This window comes from Streptococcus sp. ELY_137 (genome assembly GCF_058314515.1).
In genome coordinates this window covers 34,711-57,321 of the sequence record NZ_JBZFUL010000012.1, presented here as the reverse complement: position 1 = coordinate 57,321, position 22,611 = coordinate 34,711, and the positions used below count along the sequence as shown (strand labels likewise).

At 40.5% G+C, this 22,611-nt stretch carries 21 protein-coding genes and 1 pseudogene; 1 reads left to right on the top strand and 21 read right to left on the bottom strand.

From position 1 onward, the window contains the following. Nucleotides 1-324 precede the first annotated feature (324 nt). The 19 genes and pseudogenes from purB to ptcA form a co-directional block, all read right to left on the bottom strand. Nucleotides 325-1,623, bottom strand: coding sequence for an adenylosuccinate lyase (purB, locus tag AC4HAO_RS08645; protein ID WP_491135130.1), 1,299 nt, complete (start codon nucleotides 1,621-1,623; stop codon nucleotides 325-327). Between the two features lie 176 nt (nucleotides 1,624-1,799). After that, nucleotides 1,800-2,051 carry a hypothetical protein gene (locus AC4HAO_RS08640; RefSeq protein ID WP_491135129.1) on the bottom strand — a complete coding sequence of 84 codons (252 nt, stop codon included), beginning with the start codon at nucleotides 2,049-2,051 and terminating at the stop codon, nucleotides 1,800-1,802. 39 nt (nucleotides 2,052-2,090) lie between these two features. Then, complete coding sequence (locus tag AC4HAO_RS08635) at nucleotides 2,091-2,993, bottom strand: NYN domain-containing protein (protein WP_491135128.1); 903 nt, start codon at nucleotides 2,991-2,993, stop codon at nucleotides 2,091-2,093. A gap of 106 nt (nucleotides 2,994-3,099) precedes the next feature. Next, nucleotides 3,100-3,195: pseudogene (locus tag AC4HAO_RS08630) on the bottom strand (CPBP family intramembrane glutamic endopeptidase); the annotation flags it as partial. A gap of 104 nt (nucleotides 3,196-3,299) precedes the next feature. Continuing rightward, on the bottom strand, nucleotides 3,300-3,992 hold the full coding sequence (locus AC4HAO_RS08625) for an aspartate/glutamate racemase family protein (RefSeq protein ID WP_491135132.1): 693 nt from the start codon (nucleotides 3,990-3,992) through the stop codon (nucleotides 3,300-3,302). A 94-nt stretch (nucleotides 3,993-4,086) separates the two neighbouring features. Next, the gene (locus AC4HAO_RS08620; RefSeq protein WP_491135127.1) at nucleotides 4,087-4,842 is read right to left on the bottom strand and encodes a restriction endonuclease; all 756 of its coding nucleotides are present in this window, start codon (nucleotides 4,840-4,842) and stop codon (nucleotides 4,087-4,089) included. 4 nt (nucleotides 4,843-4,846) lie between these two features. After that, entirely contained in the window at nucleotides 4,847-5,935 is a 1,089-nt protein-coding gene (gene purK, locus AC4HAO_RS08615; RefSeq protein ID WP_491135126.1) for a 5-(carboxyamino)imidazole ribonucleotide synthase, read from the bottom strand. Then, on the bottom strand, nucleotides 5,922-6,410 hold the full coding sequence (purE, locus tag AC4HAO_RS08610; RefSeq protein ID WP_491135125.1) for a 5-(carboxyamino)imidazole ribonucleotide mutase: 489 nt from the start codon (nucleotides 6,408-6,410) through the stop codon (nucleotides 5,922-5,924). The genes purK and purE overlap by 14 nt, the downstream gene beginning before the upstream one ends. A gap of 491 nt (nucleotides 6,411-6,901) precedes the next feature. Further along, nucleotides 6,902-8,167, bottom strand: a complete 1,266-nt coding sequence (purD, locus tag AC4HAO_RS08605) for a phosphoribosylamine--glycine ligase (protein WP_491135124.1) — start codon at nucleotides 8,165-8,167, stop codon at nucleotides 6,902-6,904. A gap of 230 nt (nucleotides 8,168-8,397) precedes the next feature. Next, on the bottom strand, nucleotides 8,398-9,225 hold the full coding sequence (locus AC4HAO_RS08600; protein ID WP_491135122.1) for a response regulator: 828 nt from the start codon (nucleotides 9,223-9,225) through the stop codon (nucleotides 8,398-8,400). Nucleotide 9,226: 1 nt separating this feature from the next. Next, nucleotides 9,227-11,332 carry an ATP-binding protein gene (locus AC4HAO_RS08595; RefSeq protein WP_491135121.1) on the bottom strand — a complete coding sequence of 702 codons (2,106 nt, stop codon included), beginning with the start codon at nucleotides 11,330-11,332 and terminating at the stop codon, nucleotides 9,227-9,229. 11 nt (nucleotides 11,333-11,343) lie between these two features. Then, nucleotides 11,344-12,528 carry a DNA cytosine methyltransferase gene (locus tag AC4HAO_RS08590; RefSeq protein WP_491135120.1) on the bottom strand — a complete coding sequence of 395 codons (1,185 nt, stop codon included), beginning with the start codon at nucleotides 12,526-12,528 and terminating at the stop codon, nucleotides 11,344-11,346. A gap of 91 nt (nucleotides 12,529-12,619) precedes the next feature. Beyond that, nucleotides 12,620-12,886, bottom strand: coding sequence for a type II toxin-antitoxin system RelE family toxin (locus AC4HAO_RS08585; protein WP_491135119.1), 267 nt, complete (start codon nucleotides 12,884-12,886; stop codon nucleotides 12,620-12,622). Continuing rightward, nucleotides 12,879-13,112 carry a type II toxin-antitoxin system RelB family antitoxin gene (gene relB, locus AC4HAO_RS08580; protein ID WP_491135118.1) on the bottom strand — a complete coding sequence of 78 codons (234 nt, stop codon included), beginning with the start codon at nucleotides 13,110-13,112 and terminating at the stop codon, nucleotides 12,879-12,881. The genes AC4HAO_RS08585 and relB overlap by 8 nt, the downstream gene beginning before the upstream one ends. 132 nt (nucleotides 13,113-13,244) lie before the next feature. Then, nucleotides 13,245-14,228 carry a Gfo/Idh/MocA family protein gene (locus AC4HAO_RS08575; protein ID WP_491135117.1) on the bottom strand — a complete coding sequence of 328 codons (984 nt, stop codon included), beginning with the start codon at nucleotides 14,226-14,228 and terminating at the stop codon, nucleotides 13,245-13,247. Between the two features lie 211 nt (nucleotides 14,229-14,439). Continuing rightward, the gene (gene arcC / locus AC4HAO_RS08570) at nucleotides 14,440-15,381 is read right to left on the bottom strand and encodes a carbamate kinase (protein WP_491135116.1); all 942 of its coding nucleotides are present in this window, start codon (nucleotides 15,379-15,381) and stop codon (nucleotides 14,440-14,442) included. A 12-nt stretch (nucleotides 15,382-15,393) separates the two neighbouring features. Next, nucleotides 15,394-16,491 (bottom strand): agmatine deiminase, encoded by a 1,098-nt coding sequence (gene aguA / locus AC4HAO_RS08565; RefSeq protein ID WP_491093625.1) that lies wholly within the window; start codon nucleotides 16,489-16,491, stop codon nucleotides 15,394-15,396. A gap of 19 nt (nucleotides 16,492-16,510) precedes the next feature. Further along, nucleotides 16,511-17,872 (bottom strand): APC family permease, encoded by a 1,362-nt coding sequence (locus AC4HAO_RS08560; RefSeq protein ID WP_491135114.1) that lies wholly within the window; start codon nucleotides 17,870-17,872, stop codon nucleotides 16,511-16,513. A gap of 74 nt (nucleotides 17,873-17,946) precedes the next feature. Further along, nucleotides 17,947-18,966, bottom strand: coding sequence for a putrescine carbamoyltransferase (gene ptcA / locus AC4HAO_RS08555; RefSeq protein WP_491135113.1), 1,020 nt, complete (start codon nucleotides 18,964-18,966; stop codon nucleotides 17,947-17,949). 267 nt (nucleotides 18,967-19,233) lie between these two features. Here ptcA and AC4HAO_RS08550 point away from each other — a divergent pair, with 267 nt between their 5' ends. After that, nucleotides 19,234-20,190 carry a response regulator transcription factor gene (locus tag AC4HAO_RS08550; protein WP_491135112.1) on the top strand — a complete coding sequence of 319 codons (957 nt, stop codon included), beginning with the start codon at nucleotides 19,234-19,236 and terminating at the stop codon, nucleotides 20,188-20,190. Between the two features lie 273 nt (nucleotides 20,191-20,463). On the opposite strand, the gene garR is transcribed toward AC4HAO_RS08550, so the two are convergent. Together garR and AC4HAO_RS08540 are read right to left on the bottom strand one after the other, a co-directional pair. After that, a complete protein-coding gene (gene garR, locus AC4HAO_RS08545; RefSeq protein WP_491093628.1) occupies nucleotides 20,464-21,345 on the bottom strand; it encodes a 2-hydroxy-3-oxopropionate reductase in 882 nt (293 codons plus the stop codon). A 99-nt stretch (nucleotides 21,346-21,444) separates the two neighbouring features. Continuing rightward, on the bottom strand, nucleotides 21,445-22,587 hold the full coding sequence (locus AC4HAO_RS08540; protein WP_491135111.1) for a glycerate kinase: 1,143 nt from the start codon (nucleotides 22,585-22,587) through the stop codon (nucleotides 21,445-21,447). Between the last annotated feature and the right edge of the window lie 24 nt (nucleotides 22,588-22,611).

Genomic DNA, 22,611 nt, shown 5'->3' with positions numbered 1-22,611 from the left:
CAGTCATTTCTGACTTATTTTCGTATTTTTGACAGGTTAATTCCTTAACCCGCACGCTTGGTTTCTTGTCTATTCAGTTCTCAAAGGTCTTTCCTGCCGTTAAAAGCAACTCTTATAGTCTACTATCTCATTTAGAAATTGTCAATACTTTTTTTAATATTTTTTAACTATAATTTTTACTGCCTTCTAGCCTTATTAGTGTACCATCATTTCCTGTATGCTGTCAATATGGCTTGAAAAAAATTAGAAAATTTTTCTAAAATGTTTTGCCAACCTTGGAAATAAATAACAAGCAAGTGAAGGCACCTGCTTGTACTTACTCTATCATTCCTCTAAGCCAATTCTTTTGAAAATCTCATCCACACGTTTGGTGTAGTAAGCTGGATTGAAGTTGTCGTCGATTTCTTCTTGGCTCAGGCGGGAAGTAACCTCCGAATCTGCTTCAAGTAATGGTTTGAAGTCAACCTGGTTATCCCAAGACTGGGCAGTCTTAGGCTGGACAAGGTCGTAAGCCTCTTCACGGGTCATACCTTTTTCGATCAACGCTAGCATAGCACGCTGACTGAAAATCAGACCGAAAGTAGAGCCCATGTTGCGTTTCATATTTTCTGGGAAGACCGTCAGGTTCTTGACGATATTGCCAAAACGATTGAGCATGTAGTCGATCAGAATAGTCGTATCCGGTGCGATGATGCGCTCAGCCGATGAATGAGAGATATCGCGTTCGTGCCAGAGGGACACATTTTCATAGGCTGTCACCATGTGACCGCGTATGACTCGCGCCAGACCCGTCATATTTTCAGAGCCGATTGGGTTGCGTTTGTGAGGCATGGCAGAGCTGCCCTTCTGACCCTTGGCAAAGTATTCTTCCACTTCGCGCTGTTCAGACTTTTGGAGACCACGGATTTCCGTTGCCATGCGCTCAATTGAGGTCGCGATGCTGGCAAGCACTGCGAAGTATTCAGCGTGCAGATCACGCGGTAAAACTTGGGTTGAAATTTCTTGCGGACGAATGCCTAATTTGTCACAGACATATTTTTCCACAAAGGGGGGAATATTGGCAAAGTTACCAACGGCACCTGAAATCTTACCAGCTTCCACACCAGCGGCAGCATGGTCAAAACGCTCGATATTGCGCTTCATTTCGCTGTACCAAGTTGCGAGTTTGAGACCAAAAGTCGTTGGTTCCGCATGCACCCCGTGGGTACGCCCCATCATGATGGTGAACTTGTGCTCCTTAGCCTTATCAGCGATGATAGCCAGGAAATTGTCCAAATCCTTGCGAATGATGGCATTAGCCTGCTTGTAGAGGTAGCCGTAAGCCGTGTCCACCACGTCTGTCGAGGTTAGCCCAAAATGCACCCACTTGCGCTCCTCACCCAGCGTCTCAGAAACCGCACGGGTAAAGGCCACCACATCGTGGCGGGTCTCCTGCTCAATCTCAAGGATGCGGTCAATGTCAAAATCCGCCTTCTCACGAATCTTGGCCACATCTGCCTTGGGAATCTCACCCAGCTCAGCCCATGCCTCATCAGCGAGGATTTCCACCTCCAACCAAGCACGGTACTTGTTTTCTTCACTCCAAATGTTTGCCATCTCAGGACGTGAATAACGTGTTAACATAATTTAAGATACCAAGGGCGACAAGAAACCAACTGAATTTTAGGAAACCAACGATGGACGCTTGCGTCCGAGGCGGTTTATCTAAATTCCGAGCTTTCCGCTCGGGTTCAATTGCGATAACTTATACCCCATTCCTTTCTGTTTTACAATTTTATTATCAAGCTAACCAAAATTAACTATTTCATTAGATATTCACCGTATGTCATTTCTTCGATTTCAATATAATCCACCGAAACATACTCTTCATCTGGATACTCAAAAGGATTACTTAAATGTAATACCTCCGCACCAGTAGCCATAGCATTGTTAATTTCACTTGCATCACTATTTAACTCAGCTTCCTCGTATGTTTCATAAAATCCATCAGCAAATGAGTCGCCATCACTTAAATATACAATAGGAACAAATCCAACTTTTTCATTATCCATAATTTCACCTCTATCTTATAAATATTCTTTATTTCAAAGCTATTTCGTTAATTTTTTGATAGTATATACAATAATGCTACCAGCAGCGACAGCACCCCCTGCAATCCAACTCCTGTTCCGTTTCCAAAACTCTTTTCTGGCTCGTTTTTTAGCCTCTTTATCTTGTCTTTTTTGTTCCTCTTGTAGACGTTTCTGTTCAGCAGCTTCATCCTCTGCTTCCTTTTCCAACTTGTTATTTTCCATTTGAGCCACATTTAGGATATTGTTAACTTCTGAAATTTGTTCAAAATCAATTATTTCGTCAATTTTAATCAAATAATCATCTTGATTAGTAACATATTGTAAATTTAATATTTTATTTTTGGCATTTTGCTCAGCTTGATTTAGTTTCCGTTCTTGTCCTTCTCTCTCAAGTCGAAGTTTTCTTTCTCCTAGATACTCTCTGGGGTAAATGCCGTCATTAAAATATACAACTTCATCAGCAACATCATCAAGGTAATTAATTTCTTGAAGACACCAATTCAAGTCTCCTGAAACATACTCTGAATTAATACTATCTTTCCATGACCAAAGAAATATTTTCCACTTTTTAGAATAGGCCTTTTCAATTAGAGAACGCATATCTAAATCTCCGCTCATAATTATGAGTTTTCCTGGAATTTTAGTTTCCGCAATATGTTCCATCCCCTCTACTAATATTTTGCCATCCACACCTTTTTCCCCAGATTTGGTTCTTTCATAAGTATGAACTTCAAATCCATTATTCTCCATCGTTTTCCAAAAACTATCATTTGGAGGAGGAGTTGAACCAGCTAAGACTTTCTTCTGATTATTGTTATTAGTATATTTTTTTACAAATTTTATATAATCAATTCTTGCTCCGTACTCAAATTGATTTAATCCTATAAAAATATTTGAATTATCAATTAATAAAAGATCCATTTATATCCTTCCAGGTAGAAAATAAAATTGTAGGAATTTTCCTATTTCTAGTTTACCACAACAAGCACCCATTTTATTGAACAATATTTCTACATCTATCTTGCCACTAAATCAACATAAACGCAGCACATATACCTGAAAAAATATTAACTGCTGCATGGATAATCCAACTCGGAACAATAGAGCCTTGGCCCTTTTGCTCAAAGGCTGCTGATGACTTTTGAGATGAATAGTTCCATGTGTTAACCTCCTGATACCTATCATACCATTTCAGCATCTGCTGTCAAAATGGTCACCCGTCCTAATCTACTCATTTACCGCCAATTGTGCGGCTTTCTCTGCATGGATAGCTGTTGTGTCATAGAGAGGGAGCTCTGTATCTGCTTGTTTAACCAAAAGACCAATCTCTGTGCAGCCTAGGATAACGGCTTGGGCGCCAGCATTTTTCAAATCATCAATGATGGCAAGGTAGGTTTGCTTGGAACTGTCTTTAATGTCTCCCAGACAAAGCTCATCATAGATGATTCGGTTGACCTCGGCAATGCCGGTTTGGTCTGGAATCAGCACCTCAAGCCCTGCTTCAAGCAGTTTGTCCTTGTAAAAATCTTGAGTCATGGTGTACTTGGTGCCCAAGAGACCCACTTTTTGAATGCCGTTTTCAAGAAGAGCTTCAGCAGTTGCCTGCGCAATGTGCAAAATCGGAATGGTAATTTTTTCTTGAATCTGCGGAGCCACCTTGTGCATGGTGTTGGTACAAATGACAATGAAGTCGGCACCAGCCTGCTCCAGCTTCTGAGCAATTTGGCTCAGCACTTCCGCACTCTTAGCCCAGTCACCGCAGGCCTGATAGCGCTCAATCTCCGCAAAATCAACACTGTAAAGCAGAATCTTAGCCGAATACAGACCGCCAAGCTCTTTTTTGATTGTTTCGTTGATGAGCTGATAATAAGTGGTTGTACTCTCCCAGCTCATACCGCCGATAAGACCGATTGTTTTCATGCTATTCATTTAAAAACCAACTTTGTAAATTATTTTTATATCAGAAGACAGGATCCGATTATTAATTACTCTAAAATTTAAGAACACACTCTAATCAAATATAGTCATTTTCAACATCTTCTGCTTCTACAAAAGCAATCTGATAGTTCTGTAAATCAGATATAGAAAATGGCATTACAAAAATTGCAAAACATAAACTCCCTATATCTCTTAGATTAAGAAGTACTTTGAGTTGATATTTAGACAAACCTCTTACTTGGTATTTTTCCTTATCTGAGACACTGTTGTTTAGAAAAAAGTTCGCCATGTTTTTCGAATAAAATAGCGGAATAGCTGGCCTATTATATGGTACTGTAAGATAAGAACCTGTTGTCTCACCTTTATCAACTTCCATGATCGTCCAAAAGGGTTCCCCTTGAACTTTTTCATCAGGTAAAAAAACCTTTTTCAAAGCTCCTGAAACAATATCAACAATTGAGGGTAAGTCATCTACTGTCATCAGTTTTATCCCATTAGATTCTGCAAATTTTTGTGTTCCGTCTTGATACCCTACTTGTGAAATCATCACTCCAATCATATTACCCATTCCAACATCGTGTAATTTTGTAGAAAAATCACGAATTTCCTTAATAGAAACTCTATTTTCCCAATCTTTACACTCTATTGCAACTCGGCAGTCAATGTTTAAATGTGTAAATTGATAATAGACATCAAACTCATTTGTAGCACCACTTTGACCTTTTATAGTAACCTTTGTTGAAACTAAAGTATTTTCATAATCGTTTAGTTCCAATAGGCGAGAATATACATATTGTGCATAATCTTCAAGCTTTTTTCCTGTATTGACCATTCTACTAATCTACTCCTTCTCCAAACTCCTTCACTTTATCCGGCTCATCACTAAACACGGTCACATGGCCCATTTTGCGGTTGTGCTTGGCTTCTGATTTGCCATAGAGGTGGAGGTGGGCGCTGGGTTTTTTGGAGACGTATTCTTCTGCTTGCTGGACGTGCTGGCCAAGGACGTTGAGCATAACGGCTGGGGCGTGGAGGTGGATTTCTGGAAGTGGGGCACCGAGCACGCCTAGGATATGAGTGTCGAATTGTGAAAAATCGCAGGCCTCGATAGAGTAATGCCCTGAGTTGTGGGGGCGCGGTGCGATTTCGTTGACAATGATGTCATCAGACGTCGCAAACATTTCCACGCAGAGGGTGCCTGAGAGATTGAGTTTTTGGGCAATTTGCACTGCCATGCTCTTGGCCTTCTCAGCCAGTTGGTCAGAAATGCGGGCTGGGACAACGGTCTTTGAGAGGATATTGTTGCGGTGGATATTTTCCTGAACAGGGAAAACTGTCACGTCCTTGCCATTGCCTGACACAATGACCGAGATTTCAAGGTCAAAGTCCACAAATTCTTCCAAGACACACTCGGCAGAGTTGGCTAATTGGCTAGCGGCAGCTAAATCGTCGCTGCTTTTAATGACAACTTGACCATGGCCATCGTAACCGCCTGTGGCCGTTTTCAAGACGTAAGTTTTGCTCAAATCCAAATTCTCCAAGTCCAGGCTGGAAGTCACGACCCTATAAGGAGCGACTGTCACGCCGGCCTTGTTGGCGAGGAAGTCTTTTTCAAAAATACGGTTTTGTGAAATGCGCAGCAGGTCAGTCCCCTGCGGCAGCTGACCGTCCTTGATGACCGCGTCCAGTCCGTCGGCATCGACATTCTCAAACTCATAGGTCAGCACATCGCAGCGCGCTGCCAATTCTCGCAAAGCGTCCACATCGTCGTAAGGCGCCACAATCATGTCAGACACGCGCGAAGCAGGACAGTCCGCCGTCGGATCCAGTGTCACCACCTTGTGCCCCATGTAAACCGCCGCGATAGCCATCATCTGACCCAGCTGGCCGCCGCCAATAATACCAATGGTTTTAGTTGAGCTCATCCGTTGACGCCTCCGCGATTTTTCCTTGTTCCTCTGCGAAATCTGCAAGCAGCTTTGCCAAATCCTGATCTTCAATCGAGAGAATTCGCAGGGCAGTCAGGGCAGCGTTGGTAGCTCCCGCTTCTCCAATAGCCATGGTTGCCACAGGCACGCCGCCCGGCATTTGCACGATAGAGTAAAGTGAGTCAAGCCCTGAGAGGGCGCGTGATTTGACAGGCACACCGATAACGGGCAGCGTTGTTTTGGCTGCTACCATCCCCGGCAGGTGGGCTGCACCGCCAGCACCGGCAATGATAACCTTAATGCCGCGGTCGCGTGCTTCCTCTGCATGTTGGAACATAAGATCCGGTGTGCGGTGGGCAGAGACGACTTTTTTCTCATAAGCCACACCGAACTTGTCTAAAACTTCAGCTGTTTTTTGCATGGTTGCCCAGTCAGACTTGGAGCCCATGATAATGGAAATAATTGGTTTCATATTCGATACAAAGGGACTTTCGGTTTACCGAAAATTTCCGTAGAAGTAAAATAATCCAGTGGATTATTTTAGCCTTGAGTCTTACAACCCAAATGCGAGAGGGAAAACTAACGACGACGCTTGCGTCTAGGCCGTTTTATCTTTTTTTCCTAGGAAATTAGTCCCGTGTTCAGTTAGACTAGCCAACTAAACTTTCCTTTCTTTAAGTTTAGGGATTTACTTATTCCTTTTCTTTTTTGATACTTTTCTCAAGTGTTGGGGACGGCAGGCAGTGTTAAGTCAGGTTGACGAATTCTTCGCTCAACCGACTACGGTTATCCCTATCGGATATAACCTAAACACTGCACTAACTCAGTAGCGATTTATTATCGAAATCGCTACTTCGTGTCGCGAATCTGTGGTTTCATTCCTAAAATTTGAGCCGAAGTCTCAAAATTTCCGAGTGACAGAAAGTCTCGTTTAGGGCTCGCTTACGCTCGCCCTTCTTTTTTCTAGTCTTTAATGGCTTTACTCCCGATATCAGTACGGTAGAATAGCCCTTCCATATTTTGTTCGGCAAGTTTCTTATAGATTTTGTCCTGCGCAGTTTTGACGCTGTCGGCTGTGGTGACCAGCATGTAGACACGACCGCCGTTGGACAGCAGCGCTCTGCTATTTTCCGCAAACTTAGCGCCTGCATAATAGGTGATAATGTCGCTGTCGGTCTTTTCTGGTAAAGCCACGCCTTTTTCGTAGGCCAGCGGATAGCCATCTGAAGCGACCACCACACCGAGGGTCACACCCGCGTCTAGCCAAGTGATGTCAGGCTCCTTACCAGCCAAAATGTCCGTGATATTCTGCGCGAAGTCAGAAGTCAGGCGCGGCAGGATAATCTGAGTCTCAGGATCACCAAAGCGAGAGTTGAACTCGATGACCTTGGGACCATCAGCTGTCAGGATAAGCCCCGCGTAAAGCACGCCCAGATAAGGACGCCCTTCCCTAATCATGCCTTCAAGCACTGGCTTGACAATGCTGTCAACCGACTGGTCAATTACGCTTTGCGGTAGGTGGGGAACTGGTGCATAGGCCCCCATACCGCCTGTATTGGGCCCCTTGTCGCCGTCATAGGCACGCTTGTGATCCTGCGCCGCAGGCATGACGTAGAACTTATCCCCATTGACAAAGGCAAAGAGCGAGAACTCCTCACCGTCCAGAAATTCTTCGATAACCACACGCGCACCAGAATCGCCAAACTTATTGTCCAGCAGCATTTCATGCGCTGCTTCGACCGCTTGCTCCACGGTTTCAGCCACGACCACGCCCTTGCCCAGCGCCAAGCCGTCCGCCTTCACGACGATTGGTGCCCCCTGCTTTTCGATGTAGGCCTTGGCTTCCTCAAAGTCGGTAAATGTGCCATAGGCTGCAGTCGGAACACCGTATTGGGCCATGATCGACTTGGCAAAATCTTTGGACCACTCCAGCTCCGCTGCTAATCTGGTTGGACCAAAAGCTTTGAGCCCAGCCTGATTAAAATCATCAACGATCCCAGCCGCTAGCGCATCATCAGGACCGATAAAGGCCCAAGCGATATCATTGCTCTTTGCAAAATCAATCAGCTTGGAATGTTCGGAAATTCCAATATTAACCAAATTCAACCCATCAAGGGTCATGCCATCATTGCCGGGCGCCACAAAGACCTGCTCAACCTGCGGAGACTCCAACAATTTCTTCGCAATCGCATGCTCGCGACCGCCAGAACCAACAACCAAAAGTTTCATAAAACAAGATACCTCAATATAAAACAATCACGAGTGCCTGCGCACCCAAACCAGCAAACCACGCAAAAACCAGACGCTTTTTACGAATTATATAGGAATATTATAACATATTTGTTCGGTATATGAAATTTCATAAAGTTGTGACTAAGTAATTGAAGGGAAAAGAAAAGCACCACTGATGTGGTGCGAGAAAGAAAAGAAAAAATAGTTTATTAATGGGTACAACACTCTTAGTAATAACGTTTATTTAAAAATTGGACAATACGTTCTTTTAATTCAACCAGATTACGTCTTTCTTCATCCAAATTATTTTCTTTAATCTTGATACTTCTATCCTTGGAGGAAATATAATAACCTTCTTGTTTGTCAAACCCCTCCTCAACATGAGCTAAAGAATTTCTTTTATCAATCAAAAGGGACCATTCATCATGTAAATTCTGATATAGTCTTTTATTTTGCTGGGATATGTTTGGTCTAGATAATCTCACTTTTTCTCTGAAAAATGTATTAAAGAGGGTACGATATGAGGTTTCTTGATTATTATCTCCAAGTTTTTCTCGTAATAAGTGCTCTATTTCTGCATTCTCACACATATACCTTCCTCGAATTTCATTGAGTTCATCCCATCGGCACAAAATTACATCAATAGCATTTTGGAAACGTATCTCTTCAGAATTATCAGCAACCGAAAAAAATGTAAAGTTAGAAAACACATCAAGATTTTCATCTCTAACAGCATTTAACACATCTGTTTTTATAGTATTATAAGCGTTATTCGAATATAAGATAACAAATTGTTTAAAACCATTTTTTTCTCTAATCTTTTTAAGATAAGTTAAGCCAGTTTCTTCTCCCTCAAGATTAAAATCCGATATAAAGAAGTCATATCTCTTGATTGATAACAATTCTTCGTTTGCTTCCCTAAATGTTTCATATTCATTAATATTAGCCTCATATCCCTTTTCCTGAAGTATATCTTTTACAAGGTATTTTCTATTACTATGAGCATCTGAAGTAATATCATCTTCTAACCATAAAATATTAATATTTTGTCTCACGTTATTCTCCATTAAATTCAATTACAAAATCAATCAAATTACCACCTAATTGAAAAGCTGAAATCTTCCAACCAAAATCTTGGCAAATTTGGCGACAGATATACAGTCCCAAGCCTGTTCCTCTACGTCTTGAAGTAACTCCTAATTTAAAAATATCGTCAATAGGCTCTATATCAATCGGTCCAGTATCAGACACAAAGTGCATCTTGGTGTTATCTTCCTCAAAATAGATATTTATTTTCTTAGCTTTCCGTTGTTGAGCATTGGATAATAAATTATCAAGTAAGGTTCCAAAATCATAAATATTAATACTTTGGATAAGTTCCTTATTTCCAAAATTAATTAATATTTTAGCATTATCTTCAACTATATTATCGATGTAACTTTTTAGATAGGATTTAATTTCGATATTTTCACGTTTACTAAATGTTTCAAAATTAATTCTCAGTATTTGTTTTTTTATAGAAGACAATTTATCAGATGTTCTTCTTATCTTATAGATCGACTCGGAAAATTTTTCTTTTTCATTATCATCCATGAGTCTCATCATTTTATTTAGTGTTCCATTCAGATCGCTACTGATTTTTCCTAACTCATGAAATAGCATATCCTGACGTTCTGGTTTTACATTATTTATAATTCGTTCTTTAATTTGAACTTCATTTTTTAGTCGTTCATTTTCTCTTTCGGCCCTTTTTTGTTCCTGTCTAACTTGCCTATTTTCTCTATTTAATTGGACAGTAGTTTGCTTAAGAGTTTGTTGAATATTCTTTTTATCCTCGAAGCTAATCTTTTCATCTTCTAATAAATCAAATTTTTTTTCTAACGGCTGAGCTGTTTTAGGTAACTCATAATATAATGGAGCTTTTGTGAATTTATATTTTCTAAAACGCTTTAATAATTTTTCTATTGCATCATTTTCATTAGTTTCAATTTCATCAATGTCACTGTTCCCAAAGTTAACTAATTGCACATAAGATTCCAAAGGCCTATGAACTAATTCCATATAAAGATTATCAAGAGCAATAGTATAAGCATTAGTAACAAATCCTCTATCACGTGATGTTACCTCATTAAAGTGATTTTCGGTATCTGTAATATTAATCCATCCAAGTAATTCACGATGTGCTAAATACCTATTATAACCTTGTCCTTTCCGTAGATTTAAACCAAAAGAATCAAAATCTACTTCACCGTATGGAAATATTCTAAAATTATTTTTATATAAAAAAATTGAACCATAATTTTTGGCTGCCTGCCCCATAGTTCGAGTAAAATTATTCTTAGCAGCTCGATTCAAATAATAAATTTTAAAATAAACTTCCTTCAAAATCGTAGTGTTTTCAAACTCTAACGAATAAATTTTTTTCTCTTTATCAACTAAATTAACAGTAATAACTCTGTCCCTTATATCACATTCAATGTATATTGTCTTTTTGTCTAATACTGTAGCAATGTTATTACTAACCTCTGTATTGATTTCAGCAATTCCTGAATTTGACGAAAAATATTTAACATTAATTTTTATTCTGTCATCATCAACAAAAGGATTAATCAACCGCTGTAATGCAGACACAACTTTATTTACTCTATTAACATCCCACTCATCTCTTAAACCTGTAATCTTTAATGTAGTACCTGAATTTATAATTGAATTATTAATTATAGAATTTCCTGAACGATAATTTACATCCAAATCTTCAAATTGCTTGAGGGAATCTTTTTCAAACTCCCCCCAATCAATACTTAGTTCACTTATATCCTGTCCCCTTTTACTTGTAAGCAAAAGTTTTGTTCCTAACCGATCACAAGAGAATCTTCCTATTCCTTTAGATCCTGCATAAACTCTGTCACTATCTTTTTTTTCAGAGTGCGCAACAAATAGCCATTTGTTTTCAATATCGTCACGATTCATACCTTTACCATTATCTTGAATGATAATATAATCTTCGTAGCTATTAATAATAAGGTTAATTTCGGTGGCATCAGCATCATACCCATTTTTGACTAATTCAAAAATAGCAACTAATTCATTAGTAATAAGATCTCGTCCTAATATATCTTTCAAGCCAGAGCTTACTTTGAAATGCAATTTTTCTGATTCCATGAACATCTCCTTTAGTTTTGGAAAGTAAGAATAACGTTTCCTACCTGTTCGGCAAATAAGGGGGGGACTGCATTTGCCACTTGTGTATACCGAGGAACATCTTTCTTTCGACGTTCCCCCCCCGTTGTATAAGGCCCCTTAAATTCATAATCATCTGGAAAACTTTGAATTCTGGCATGCTCTCGAACAGTCATAATTCTTGGTTCTGAATAATGTACATAATCATCTGGAATAGAAGTAATCGTATTGCAAATAGAATCTCCCTTTAATGGGGTAACTCCACGCTTTTTCAAACCTTCAACTAAATTCATTCCTGGAGTAATTCTAATAGCTTTATCACTGGCACCCATAAGACGTTCAAATAATTCTACTGTTTCTTTTCTATGTTTTGCAAACCTATGACTATCCGGAAGAGTCAATTTTTTTACATTCATACGCATTAGTTGCTGATAATTTGAGCTTATACGTCCATAAATGCCATTTGTAAAACCTTTTGTATCTGGACTTTTTACTTCACCTTGATTTCTAGTTAAATCACCAATTGCTTGAGAAACCGTTATTGGTAGTCTTAAATTTTTATTCACCAAGAAATTATTAGTATTTTCAACAAGAGTCTCAAAAAAATTTTGACTATCATTACTATTTCTTGATGCAAATAAAATAAATCTTTTTCTTTTTTGAGGGACTCCAAAATCAGACATTGTAATCATTCGAAAATTTACAGTATAACCCAAGTTTTGAAGATCCTCCACCAAAATTGCTGAATAATTCTTGACTTCTTTACTGTTTTTAAAATCAACAGTAAAACCTTGAACATTTTCAAAAAATAACATCTTTGGTTGTATAATTTCAACAAATTTTATATAAGCATGCATTAATTGATTTCTTATATCATTATTTTGACGTTTTCCAGCCATCGAGAATCCTTGACAAGGTGGCCCACCAACAATCAAATCCACACTATTTGATAAAATTTCTAACTCATTTTTGTGAACTGTTAACAGCTCATTAATGTCCCAATTCTTCATTTCAAGCCACTCTGGCCAGTTAAAATGATTCTTTTTGTCAATAAGATTGTGTTTCAAAGTTTCAAAGGCATCTTGATTCTTCTCAATAGCAAAAAGGCCATGCAATCCTGCATTAAATAAACCTAAAGACAGACCGCCAGAACCCGCAAATAAATCTATATAATTCATTATATATCCTTTAAATTGTTAATCGTCTTTATTATAACATTTTATAGTGACCCTCCCAGCTATAAATACTTAAAAAAGCAAGCCTCCCAGCTCACTTCTTGTATATATCTTTGCGATGACCGCCACTGACAGCGACAACGATCAACTCCCGATCTTCAATGCGGCAGATAATTCGATAATTTCCAACGCGGTAACGCCATAAACCTTTGAAATTGCCAACCAATGCTTTACCTTGCTGTCTCGGATTATTAGTACCATCAATATGCTTTTCAAGCCAAATCAAAATAGAATTAGCGGCGTACTTGTCGAGCTTACTTAATTGCTTGATAAAGGCTTTTGAGAGAATCAGCTTATACATTATCTAATCCAAGGATTTCACGCGCTTCTGCAACAGAATAACCTTGTCTGCCATCTTCCTCGAAAGCCTGGAATCCTTCCGCTCCTAATTTGTAGTCTAACTCATTTTCAATCTCTTCCGCTAAAGCGTGTTTAAAGAGTTCTGACAAACTTTTGCCTGTAAACTTGGCATAGTTTTTGAAAAAAGCTTCTTCTTCTTGATTCAATCGCAAGGAAACAATAGCCATAACAATCACTCCTTTTTCGTATTACATTGTAATACTTTTCTATCCTAAAAGCAATTAAACTCTATCTATTTATCCGTAAATGATAGTCCAAAGCCTATTAAAAGAGCCCCCGCTTAGGCGGAGCTCTTTCCCTTATTCTTCCTCAGGGTAAGTCATGCCCCACTCTCGGCGCAGCTGGGTCATGATAGCCATGACATCCTGTGTATAGTCCAGGTGCATGCTATCCTCGATACCTGCGACCGCTTTTTCCATATCGGCGACTTCGTAGGCCAGAGCCTGAGCGGTGTCTCCTGCTTCGATCACCTCTTGATGGCCATCCTCGGTATAGGTGATGACTGCTTTTTGACCGCGCGGATACTCATAAATCTCGACATAGCCTTTATCATAAGCAATGGTTCCGCGCTTTGGCTGTTTAGCGTGGAGGCTGAGGGTAATCGTCGCCATCTCGCCTTGGTCATTGCTCAGAAGGATACCGACCTGCTCATCCACACCTGTCGGTGCCAATTTAACCTGCGAAGCAATCTGGTTGGGACTCGATGCCATAAACCAACGGACAAAGGACAAAGCGTAGACGCCAATATCCAATAAAGCACCGCCCGCCAAATCGCGACTAAAGAAACGATTGGTCATATCGTAGTCTTTATAGCTGCCAAAGTTCATCTGGATAAGCTTGAGTTCACCCAATTTCCCCGAATTCACAATCTCTGATAATTGGCGGTAAATCGGCATGTGGAAAATCGTCATAGCTTCTGCTAAGACAACATGATTGTCCTCAGCTAAGTGAATAGCTTCCGCTAATTCCTCAGAGTTGAGCGTAATGGACTTTTCGCAGAGCACATGCTTACCGTGGGCCAAAGCCTTGCGTAAAAAATTGATATGGGTATTGTGGGGCGTTGAGATATAGATGATATCAACAGCTGGATCTTCAAACACCTCATCAATCTTGTCATAGACTTTCTCAATCCCATATTTTTCAGCGAAGGCCACACCCTTTTCGTAAGTGCGATTAGCAACTGAGTAGAGTTTTCTGCCCTGAGTCTGCAAGGCCTGAGCTAGTTCATTAGCAATGACACCCGTTCCTAAGGTTGCCCAATTGTACTGCTTGGTTCCTGTCATAATAGTCTCCTAACGCTGGTTCAATCATCTTATAAAATATCCGCCTTGTCGCATCAAAGAAGCGGTGATCCTAATAATTTCATTGTACAAGAGTAAACAAAGGATGTAAAGAAAAAGGATAAATAGGAATTGGAAAAGACCAGCTAGACCTCCAAAATTTTAGGCCATAAAGCAAAAGAACGTCCCAACTGAGGCGTTCTTACTTATAGAATTACCCATCTGTAACTACTGTCCCGACCCCTTGCTGGATATAAGGGAGCTGGTCGAAAGAGGTAATCACTGCTGTTTTGGTAGATTCACCATAGACAAAGTCAATAGCTGCTTGGATTTTAGGAAGCATACTTCCTGCTGCAAACTGCTTCTGAGCAATGTAGGTCTTAAGCTCAGAAGCTGTGACGGCTTCCAAGGCCTTTTGCTGAGGTGTATTGTAGTTGATATAGACATTAGTTACGTTTGTCAGGATAATCAGCCGATCTGCCTTAATATTTTTCGCTAGCATCATAGCAGAAAAATCTTTATCAATAACAGCTTCGATTCCCTGATAAACACCTCTATCATAAATAACTGGAATGCCCCCACCACCTGAACAAATTGGAATAATACCGTCTGCAACAAGACTTTTGATAGCAGCATTTTCAATAATTTTCATTGGATAAGGTGATGGCACTACTCTGCGGTAACCGCGACCAGCATCTTCCTTAAAAACAGCACTTGTTTTAGACTTTTTCCTTTCAAGCACGGCTTCTTCTTTACTGTAAAAAGGACCAATCGGTTTGCTGGGATTCTTAAAAGCAGGATCTTCTTTATCGACTAAAACTTGAGACACAGTGGCTACAACAGAACTGGAGTTGTTGCGTTGCTGTAACTCATTTTTCAGAGCATTTTGCAGCCAGTAACCGATACTCCCCTGAGTCATAGCAACGCAGGTATCAAGACCAAATGCTGGATTAATATCCGACTCACCAGCTCTTTGCTGATTAAGCAGATTGCCAACCTGCGGTCCATTCCCGTGGCAAATGACCACCTTTTCTCCTCTTTCAATAAAATCAGCAATAGACTTAGCAACAGTCTTGACTACCTTTTTTTGACCAGTATCAGTTGGATCCTTGTCCAAAATAGCGTTGCCACCTAGGGCGATGACATTAGTAGCCATAAGTCACCTCACTTATACACTGGGCTCCTGCTGAGTGATACAGTGAATGTTGCCTCCGCCATAAACGATTTCGACTGTGTTAACACCCACTACCTCCTTATCAGGGAAGAATGCCTGAACTTGCTCCAAGGCTAGATGATCATTTTCATCACCATACTGAGGAACGATAACACCCCCGTTAGTGATGAGGAAATTCATATAAGAAGCAATGCAGATATCACCATCCTCACGTGGGATAGTCCCTTCCACATAATCAATGGCAAAATCACCCTTGATGGTAATCGTATTAACTGGGCAACAAAGTTTATGAACCTTTAGCTGACGCCCCTTGGCATCAGTCATTTTACTTAGCCTTGCATAAGCGTCTTGAGCAGCCTCGTAAAAAGGACTGCTGACATCGTCCGTATAGATACAGGCAACTTCACCTGGGGCGATAAAGCAGGCAACATCATCAATATGACCATTAGTTTCCTCTGGATCAATACCGTCTTTGAGCCACAGAACTTTTTCACAATTAAGGTAATCACAAAGTTTTTTCTCAATCGCTGCACGAGTCAGCTGTGGATTACGTCCTTGACTGAGAAGGCACATTTCAGTTGTCAAGACAGTACCCTCACCGTCCACATGAAAAGAGCCTCCTTCTAGGATAAAATCTGATGTGCGATAGGAATCAGCCCCTTCAATCTCACATATTTTTTGCGCTACTAGATCGTCCTGATCCCAAGGGAAATAGAGACCATCTACCAATCCACCCCAGGCATTGAAGGCCCAGTCTACAGCTCTGCGCTGGCCTTGACCATCGATAACAAAAGTTGGTCCACAGTCCCGAACCCAAGCATCGTTGCTGGAAACCTCATAAACTGTGATCTCAGGAGGCAGCTGTCTGCGGCAATTCTGAAATTGCTGAGCAGAGACAAGCACATTCATATTTGTAAAACGACTGACAGCACGCGCAACATCCGCAAAAGCCTTTTGTGCTGGCTTGCCACCATTGCGCCAATTATCCGGACGTTCTGGCCAAATCATAAAAACCTTATCTTGCGGTGCATACTCAGCTGGCATATAAAATCCGTCTGCTTTGGGTGTCCTACCATTAATCCTTTTTGCCATGTTACCTTTCCTCCAAATTTCATTTATTGATATGCTTTAATTTAATAATGAACTCCCCAATAATAATACAAAGAAGAGATCCGATAGTAATTGGCAGCTGCTCTGTCAAGCTGGCCTTGTCAAAGGAGAGAGGCAGGGCTGTAAATATTAGTGAAATGGTAATTAAAACCATCGGCAAGACAACCAAAACTTTGAGCAAACCTGGTCCCCCACGAACCTCAAAGGGTCTATGGATGTCTGGATCAATCTGCCGCAATCTATAAAAGGCTGGAAAAACAGGCACGTAAGATAGCAAAAACATAACCAAATTAAGAGAAAAGAAAGCCCAAAATAAATCCTGATTAGGAAGAAAAGGAGCTGCTATGATAACCACGCTTGCTACTGCTCCATTCATAACAGCCGAGCCAACTGGCATTTTATTTTTTTGACTTCTAATCTTAAATACACTAGGTAAGTCTCCGTTTTCCGCTGCATAGCAGGCCGTATTGTTGACCCCTAATGACCAGGAAATCATATTGCCAAAAAGCGTTGTTAGAAAAAGCACTGCCATAAGAATAATAAACCATCCACCAGAAGAGCCTGTTAACAGTTTAAAGCTATCCATCATACCGCTGCTCGTTGAGATTTCTCTAACAGGGATTGCAACACCAATTCCAAAAGCTGAAAAGATATAAATCGCAGCAATCACTATCCCAGCCACGATAATTGACTGCGGAATCTGTTTTCTGGGATTTTCCATATCATTGGCAAAGGTGCAAATAACCTCAAACCCTAACAGATTAAAAATGATAACAGAAATGAAAGAGAGGCTCTTAAGATCAAAACTTGGCAAGAGTGACCTTAAGGTCACATCATTAGCCATTCCCTTTGTCAAAGCCGTATAAACACCAAGCAGTCCGACTAGGAGCGCTAAAATCATCTTAATCACTGCTGCACCATTTAATATCCAGATGCTGTCACTCACCGGATAAAAGCTAATCCAAACAATAATCCATGTAAAAACGAGCTCAATAACAACCTGCAGAGGCACAGAAAACGTAATGCCTGTAATTGTTGTCAAAAGTCCCGGCGTCATAACAGCTAAGGAAGCCAACCATAGGGGAAAATTAATCCAATAGTACCACGAGACTCGCGATCCCCAGCGATGTCCGTAAGCCTTGGTTACCCAATCGTAAATACCGCCATCTCCAATATAAGTTGTTCCTAGTTCTGACGAAATCAAGCCATAAGGGAGCAAGAAAGCAATGAGCAGAAACAGCCACCAGAAAAACTGAGAGTTCCCAATGGCAGCAACCGGCGCTGCTGCTTCGGCAACAAATACAACACAGATGACTGACAGTACCGCACTTATCAGGCTAAATTTTTTCTTTTGTTCTTCCATAATGACTGCCTCTCTTATGAACAAAAATATCTTGCTGAAGTAAGGAAAAGCTCTACTCAGCAACGGCTTTATGGTTACTGATTTTGAAGGAAGTCTTCTAAATCAGCCCTTGCCTCAGATTGAAGTCCCGCATCAAGCGGATGCCTATTTTCATAATCTCTCACAAGATAAACAAGCAGTCCTCTGATAGAGGTTAGGCGATTCTCTGCTTCATCAAAGCAAATGGAATGAGCACCGTCCATCACTTCATCTGTTACTTCTTCTCCCCGAGTTGCGGGCAGACAGTGCATAAATTTACACTGGCTACCTGCTTTTGCCATCATGTCGCTATCCACTTGATACTTAGGATAAAAAATTCGCATTCGCTCTTCTTCTGACAACTCAGCTTCATAAAGTCCGTACCAAACATCTGTATAGAGAAAATCAGCACCTTCAATAGCGTCTTCCTTATCTGTTACACTATATTTACCGCCAGAACCAGCACAGACAGCATCTAATTTTTCTTTATGTTTATCATTAAGCTGGAAACCTTGAGGACCAAAATGGACAAACTCCATTCCCATCTTAGTTGTCATCAAGCCTAATGAAAAGCAGACTTGCGTAGCATCTCCAACAAAAACAACCTTACAATCCTCCAGACTTTTACCAGCCGGTAGATGTTCTAGCATGGTACAAAGATCACCAAGTTCCTGTGTTGGATGATTATAATCTGACATCCCGTTAATAACAGGTATGCAAGCATGGCGTGCTAAATCAACAACACTTTGATGCCGCTCAACACGCGCCATTAATATATCATCTAGACGTGACAGAACCCGACTAGTATCTTCGATGGTTTCATGGCCGCCTAACTGAATTTGTCCCGGCGCAAGATACTGTGCGTGACCGCCTAATTGAGTCATAGCTGTCTCAAAAGAAACCCGTGTCCGCGTAGAAGTTTGCTGAAAAATCATACCCAGCGTTTTATTTTTTAATAAGGGTGGATAATATCCCTGCTTGATACAGGCTTTGATTTTCAAGGACAACTCTGCCAAATTGAGCAACTCTTCCTTGCTGAAATCCTCTGTGGTAATATAATCTTTTTTATCCATCATTGTGCTACCTCCTTTTAATCGTTAAGCTTAAACCTGATTTACTATAAGACTCTTTGAGTATAAGTCGTTTCGCCTCGGTTGAGAATAATCTTCAAGCTGTAAACCTCTTATTTCTCTAAATTCCACTAAGCTTGCATTTTAGTGTGGGTCATCTAAACTGAATAATGTAAAGTTTAGATAAGTTTAGTCCTTAGGTTGATATAAAAATGTAATCGTTTTATGCTACAATTAAGCCGATATAGCCATAGGAAGTAGAGGATATAGACTATGGAACTGATTTATCTTTACAGTGTCGCCTTGCTTATCATTTATGCTAGTGCCTTCTCCTTATCTCTCCTAGCTTTTTTAATTGAAAAGAACCAAGTTCTGAAATCAATATTTGGAATCCTTGCTATCTTTTTTACCTGTTTTATCTTAAATAGCAGTATTATCTCTATGACAGAGCTGATTAGATCATTTACACAATTTTACAATCAAACATTCGTCGGACTGCCAACGTCAAAATTAGTCCTGTCTGCCATTATTAACTTTTGTCTACTAAAGATTATTCTTCTCTTAAGTGATCAAAAATTTACGACAGCTTATTACTTACCCTTGATAGTGAACATTGTGTGGATGCTGGCAGCCACCTACCTTGTTCAATCCCCACTGCAGGTTTTTTTATTTTATCTCCCAAATCAGCTTTTCCTATTTTACTGTGGGTGTTTAGCCATTCTAAAATCTTCCCGCGCTCTGGGTCAGAACAAACCCTACGATTTCTACCTAAGAGGTATGGGGATCATTTGTCTAATTTTTGCAATTAGTATTACACTGGAAGACTTCATCGTTATTTTCTATATTGATCACTACTCATCCCTTAACCTAAAAATTCAAAACCGTAATTTTAATGAAGACCTCTTTTCAATAACCTATGCCATTATCCTTAGCTACTCCCTTTTAAAAAACCTGCGATTAAAGTTTAACAACCAAACAACAAATGTGGATCTAACGAAGGAGACAACCGCCGCCTTTAAAAATTTTTGCTGCAGTTATGATCTTACTGCTAGAGAAAGTGAAATTCTTCAGCTCCTTCTTAAACATAAGAATAACCAAGAGATTGCTGATACGCTTTATTTATCTGTAGGAACTGTTAAAACCCATACTCACAACATCTATATCAAACTGAATATCAACAAAAGAGAAGAATTATTCAATCTTTATCAAGAATATTCCGCAGCTTTTTAAACCAGTACCAAGAAAATGGCACTGTGAAACTTGTTTAATAAAATAGGCTAAATTCTTTAAGATATCCAATCCTTCCATAAAAATCATTCAACTTTTTGACGATCTGATTTTAAACCAAATACTTTTTCAAAAATAAAAAAGCCAGCAGTCACCACCGAATCGGTCGCCTGCTGGCTTTCTCAGTGCTATCGTTTTTCAAGAAGTTTCCGCTTTTTAAGCCTTCTTCTAAGCACTATTTTTATCTGTAAGTTTTTTACACTTGTAAAGATCAACCTATTGCAGTTTTTGTCCATTCACCAACTCATAGTAGCGGGCAATAGCTGAATGGTCATCTGAACCGTAGTCATGAGCTTTCAGCACTTGTAAAATTTCCATGGCTTGAGCTGTGAACGGCGTTGAGACATTGTAGGAATGCGAAGCATCCAGAGCGTTTTGCAAATCCTTGATATGCAAATCAATACGGAAACCTGGCGCAAAGTCACCGTCAAAGATTTTTTGTGATTTTTGATCCATGACGGTCGAGCCAGCAAGACCGCCTCGAATAGCTTCGTAAACCCGTGATGGATCGACGCCAGCCTTCTTAGCCAAAGAGTAAGCTTCTGACACCGCCGCAATATTGACTGCAACAATCATTTGGTTGGCCAACTTAGTCAAATTACCAGCACCAACTTCACCGACTAAAGTAACGCTGCTAGCCATGGCCTGCAAGACATCCTTATATTGTTCAAAAACTTTTTCGTCGCCGCCAACCATAACAGCAATAGTCCCGTCAATAGCCTTAGGTTCACCGCCAGATACAGGAGCATCCAAGAAGGAAACAGACTGCTCCTTCAATTTATCATGAAATTCTTTACTAGCTACTGGTGAAATAGAACTCATATCAATAACTGCTTGACCAGCACTCAAGCCTTCAGCAATCCCATTTTCATCAAACAGGGCTGCTTTGACGTGCGGTGAATTCGGCAGCATAGTGATCACAAGGTCACCTTTTTGAGCAGCATCCTTACCGCTTTCTGCAGCATGTCCGCCGGCTGCCACCAAAGCATCAACACTCGCTTGATTAAAATCGAAACCATAGACTTCATGACCAGCTTTTACTAGATTGATAGCCATTGGTTTTCCCATAATACCTAATCCGACAAATCCGATTTTCATCTTTAATACATCCCTTCTAAATTCTTATTCTACATTGTAACAGACCTTAACAGCAAGATAAATGGTCTATAGACTACAATTATAATGTGTTACGCTTAATTATTTGGTCAATGTACCAAATAAACTGATAAGATTGCGACTGGCTGAAGCGACTAAATTCCTCGTATCAGCCATAGCTTCTTCCAAGCTCATTGGCCGATTAACGACATCAAAGACACCCGCTATACCCTGACGGTAAACGTCATCCAAGTCTAAAGAACGGCTACCAACAATAGCTACCGTAGGCACATGATATTTCTGAGCAATGGCAGCAATGCCAATAGGAGCCTTACCATTGATGGACTGACCGTCCATACGTCCTTCGCCAGTGATAACTAAGTCAGCCTGTTTGATGTCTTCCTCAATATGAATCATCTGCAGAATCTTATCAATACCGCGCTCTGGTTTCCCATCTAAGAAAGCCATCAGACCGGCTCCAAGCCCGCCTGCAGCCCCTGCCCCCGGGATATCCTTAATATCCTTTTGCAAGTTTTTCTTAATGACCTCAGCAAAATTGGCAAGTCCTTCATCTAAAACAGTAATTAGGTCAGCAGTGGCACCTTTTTGCGGTCCATAAATCGCTGTTGCACCATTGCTACCGCAGAGCGGATTGGTTACATCGGATAAAATATGCAGCTCCACCGAGTGATATTTTTCCCTTATAGCAGAGGCATCCAGATCAGCTATTTTTCCTAAATTTTCAACAGTCGCTGCTAGTTCTTGTTGATGGCTATCAAAGAATCTGACACCCAGCGCCGATGCCATGCCCAAGCCGCCGTCATTCGTGGCCGAACCACCGATGCCGATGTAAATACGCTCTACACCACGCTCCAGAGCATCTTTTATGAGCTGCCCTGTACCGTAGGTGGAAGCTTGCATCACATTTAAAGACTCAGGCGCAACCAAGGTAATACCAGAGGCCGATGCCATCTCTAAAACAGCCGTTTTTCCATCGGCAATAATAGCATAGGAAGCATTGACAGGGGTACCGAGCGGACCTTGCACACAAACCGTAACCTTCTCACCTTGATTAACATCAAGAATAGCATCAACTGTTCCTTCTCCGCCATCCGCGATCGCAAAAATCTTCGTCTCATAATCAGGATATAGGCTGCGGATACCTTCAGAAATATAGGTTCCAACTTCTTTAGAACTGGCACTGCCCTTAAAAGAGTCTGATGCAATGACAATCCTTTTCCCCATACAGATACCTCCTGCTAATATTAT

Coding starts and splice junctions, on each gene's coding strand:
- AC4HAO_RS08590 (WP_491135120.1), bottom strand. CDS start 12,528: ATGAATTATATAGATTTATTTGCGGGTTCTGGCGGTCTGTCTTTAGGT.
- AC4HAO_RS08585 (WP_491135119.1), bottom strand. CDS start 12,886: ATGTATAAGCTGATTCTCTCAAAAGCCTTTATCAAGCAATTAAGTAAG.
- garR (WP_491093628.1), bottom strand. CDS start 21,345: ATGAAAATCGGATTTGTCGGATTAGGTATTATGGGAAAACCAATGGCT.
- AC4HAO_RS08595 (WP_491135121.1), bottom strand. CDS start 11,332: ATGGAATCAGAAAAATTGCATTTCAAAGTAAGCTCTGGCTTGAAAGAT.
- purK (WP_491135126.1), bottom strand. CDS start 5,935: ATGAGCTCAACTAAAACCATTGGTATTATTGGCGGCGGCCAGCTGGGT.
- aguA (WP_491093625.1), bottom strand. CDS start 16,491: ATGGCAAAAAGGATTAATGGTAGGACACCCAAAGCAGACGGATTTTAT.
- AC4HAO_RS08575 (WP_491135117.1), bottom strand. CDS start 14,228: ATGACAGGAACCAAGCAGTACAATTGGGCAACCTTAGGAACGGGTGTC.
- purD (WP_491135124.1), bottom strand. CDS start 8,167: ATGAAACTTTTGGTTGTTGGTTCTGGCGGTCGCGAGCATGCGATTGCG.
- purE (WP_491135125.1), bottom strand. CDS start 6,410: ATGAAACCAATTATTTCCATTATCATGGGCTCCAAGTCTGACTGGGCA.
- relB (WP_491135118.1), bottom strand. CDS start 13,112: ATGGCTATTGTTTCCTTGCGATTGAATCAAGAAGAAGAAGCTTTTTTC.
- AC4HAO_RS08540 (WP_491135111.1), bottom strand. CDS start 22,587: ATGGGGAAAAGGATTGTCATTGCATCAGACTCTTTTAAGGGCAGTGCC.
- AC4HAO_RS08550 (WP_491135112.1), top strand. CDS start 19,234: ATGGAACTGATTTATCTTTACAGTGTCGCCTTGCTTATCATTTATGCT.
- AC4HAO_RS08635 (WP_491135128.1), bottom strand. CDS start 2,993: ATGGATCTTTTATTAATTGATAATTCAAATATTTTTATAGGATTAAAT.
- AC4HAO_RS08640 (WP_491135129.1), bottom strand. CDS start 2,051: ATGGATAATGAAAAAGTTGGATTTGTTCCTATTGTATATTTAAGTGAT.
- AC4HAO_RS08620 (WP_491135127.1), bottom strand. CDS start 4,842: ATGGTCAATACAGGAAAAAAGCTTGAAGATTATGCACAATATGTATAT.
- purB (WP_491135130.1), bottom strand. CDS start 1,623: ATGTTAACACGTTATTCACGTCCTGAGATGGCAAACATTTGGAGTGAA.
- arcC (WP_491135116.1), bottom strand. CDS start 15,381: ATGGCTACTAATGTCATCGCCCTAGGTGGCAACGCTATTTTGGACAAG.
- AC4HAO_RS08625 (WP_491135132.1), bottom strand. CDS start 3,992: ATGAAAACAATCGGTCTTATCGGCGGTATGAGCTGGGAGAGTACAACC.
- ptcA (WP_491135113.1), bottom strand. CDS start 18,966: ATGATGGATAAAAAAGATTATATTACCACAGAGGATTTCAGCAAGGAA.
- AC4HAO_RS08560 (WP_491135114.1), bottom strand. CDS start 17,872: ATGGAAGAACAAAAGAAAAAATTTAGCCTGATAAGTGCGGTACTGTCA.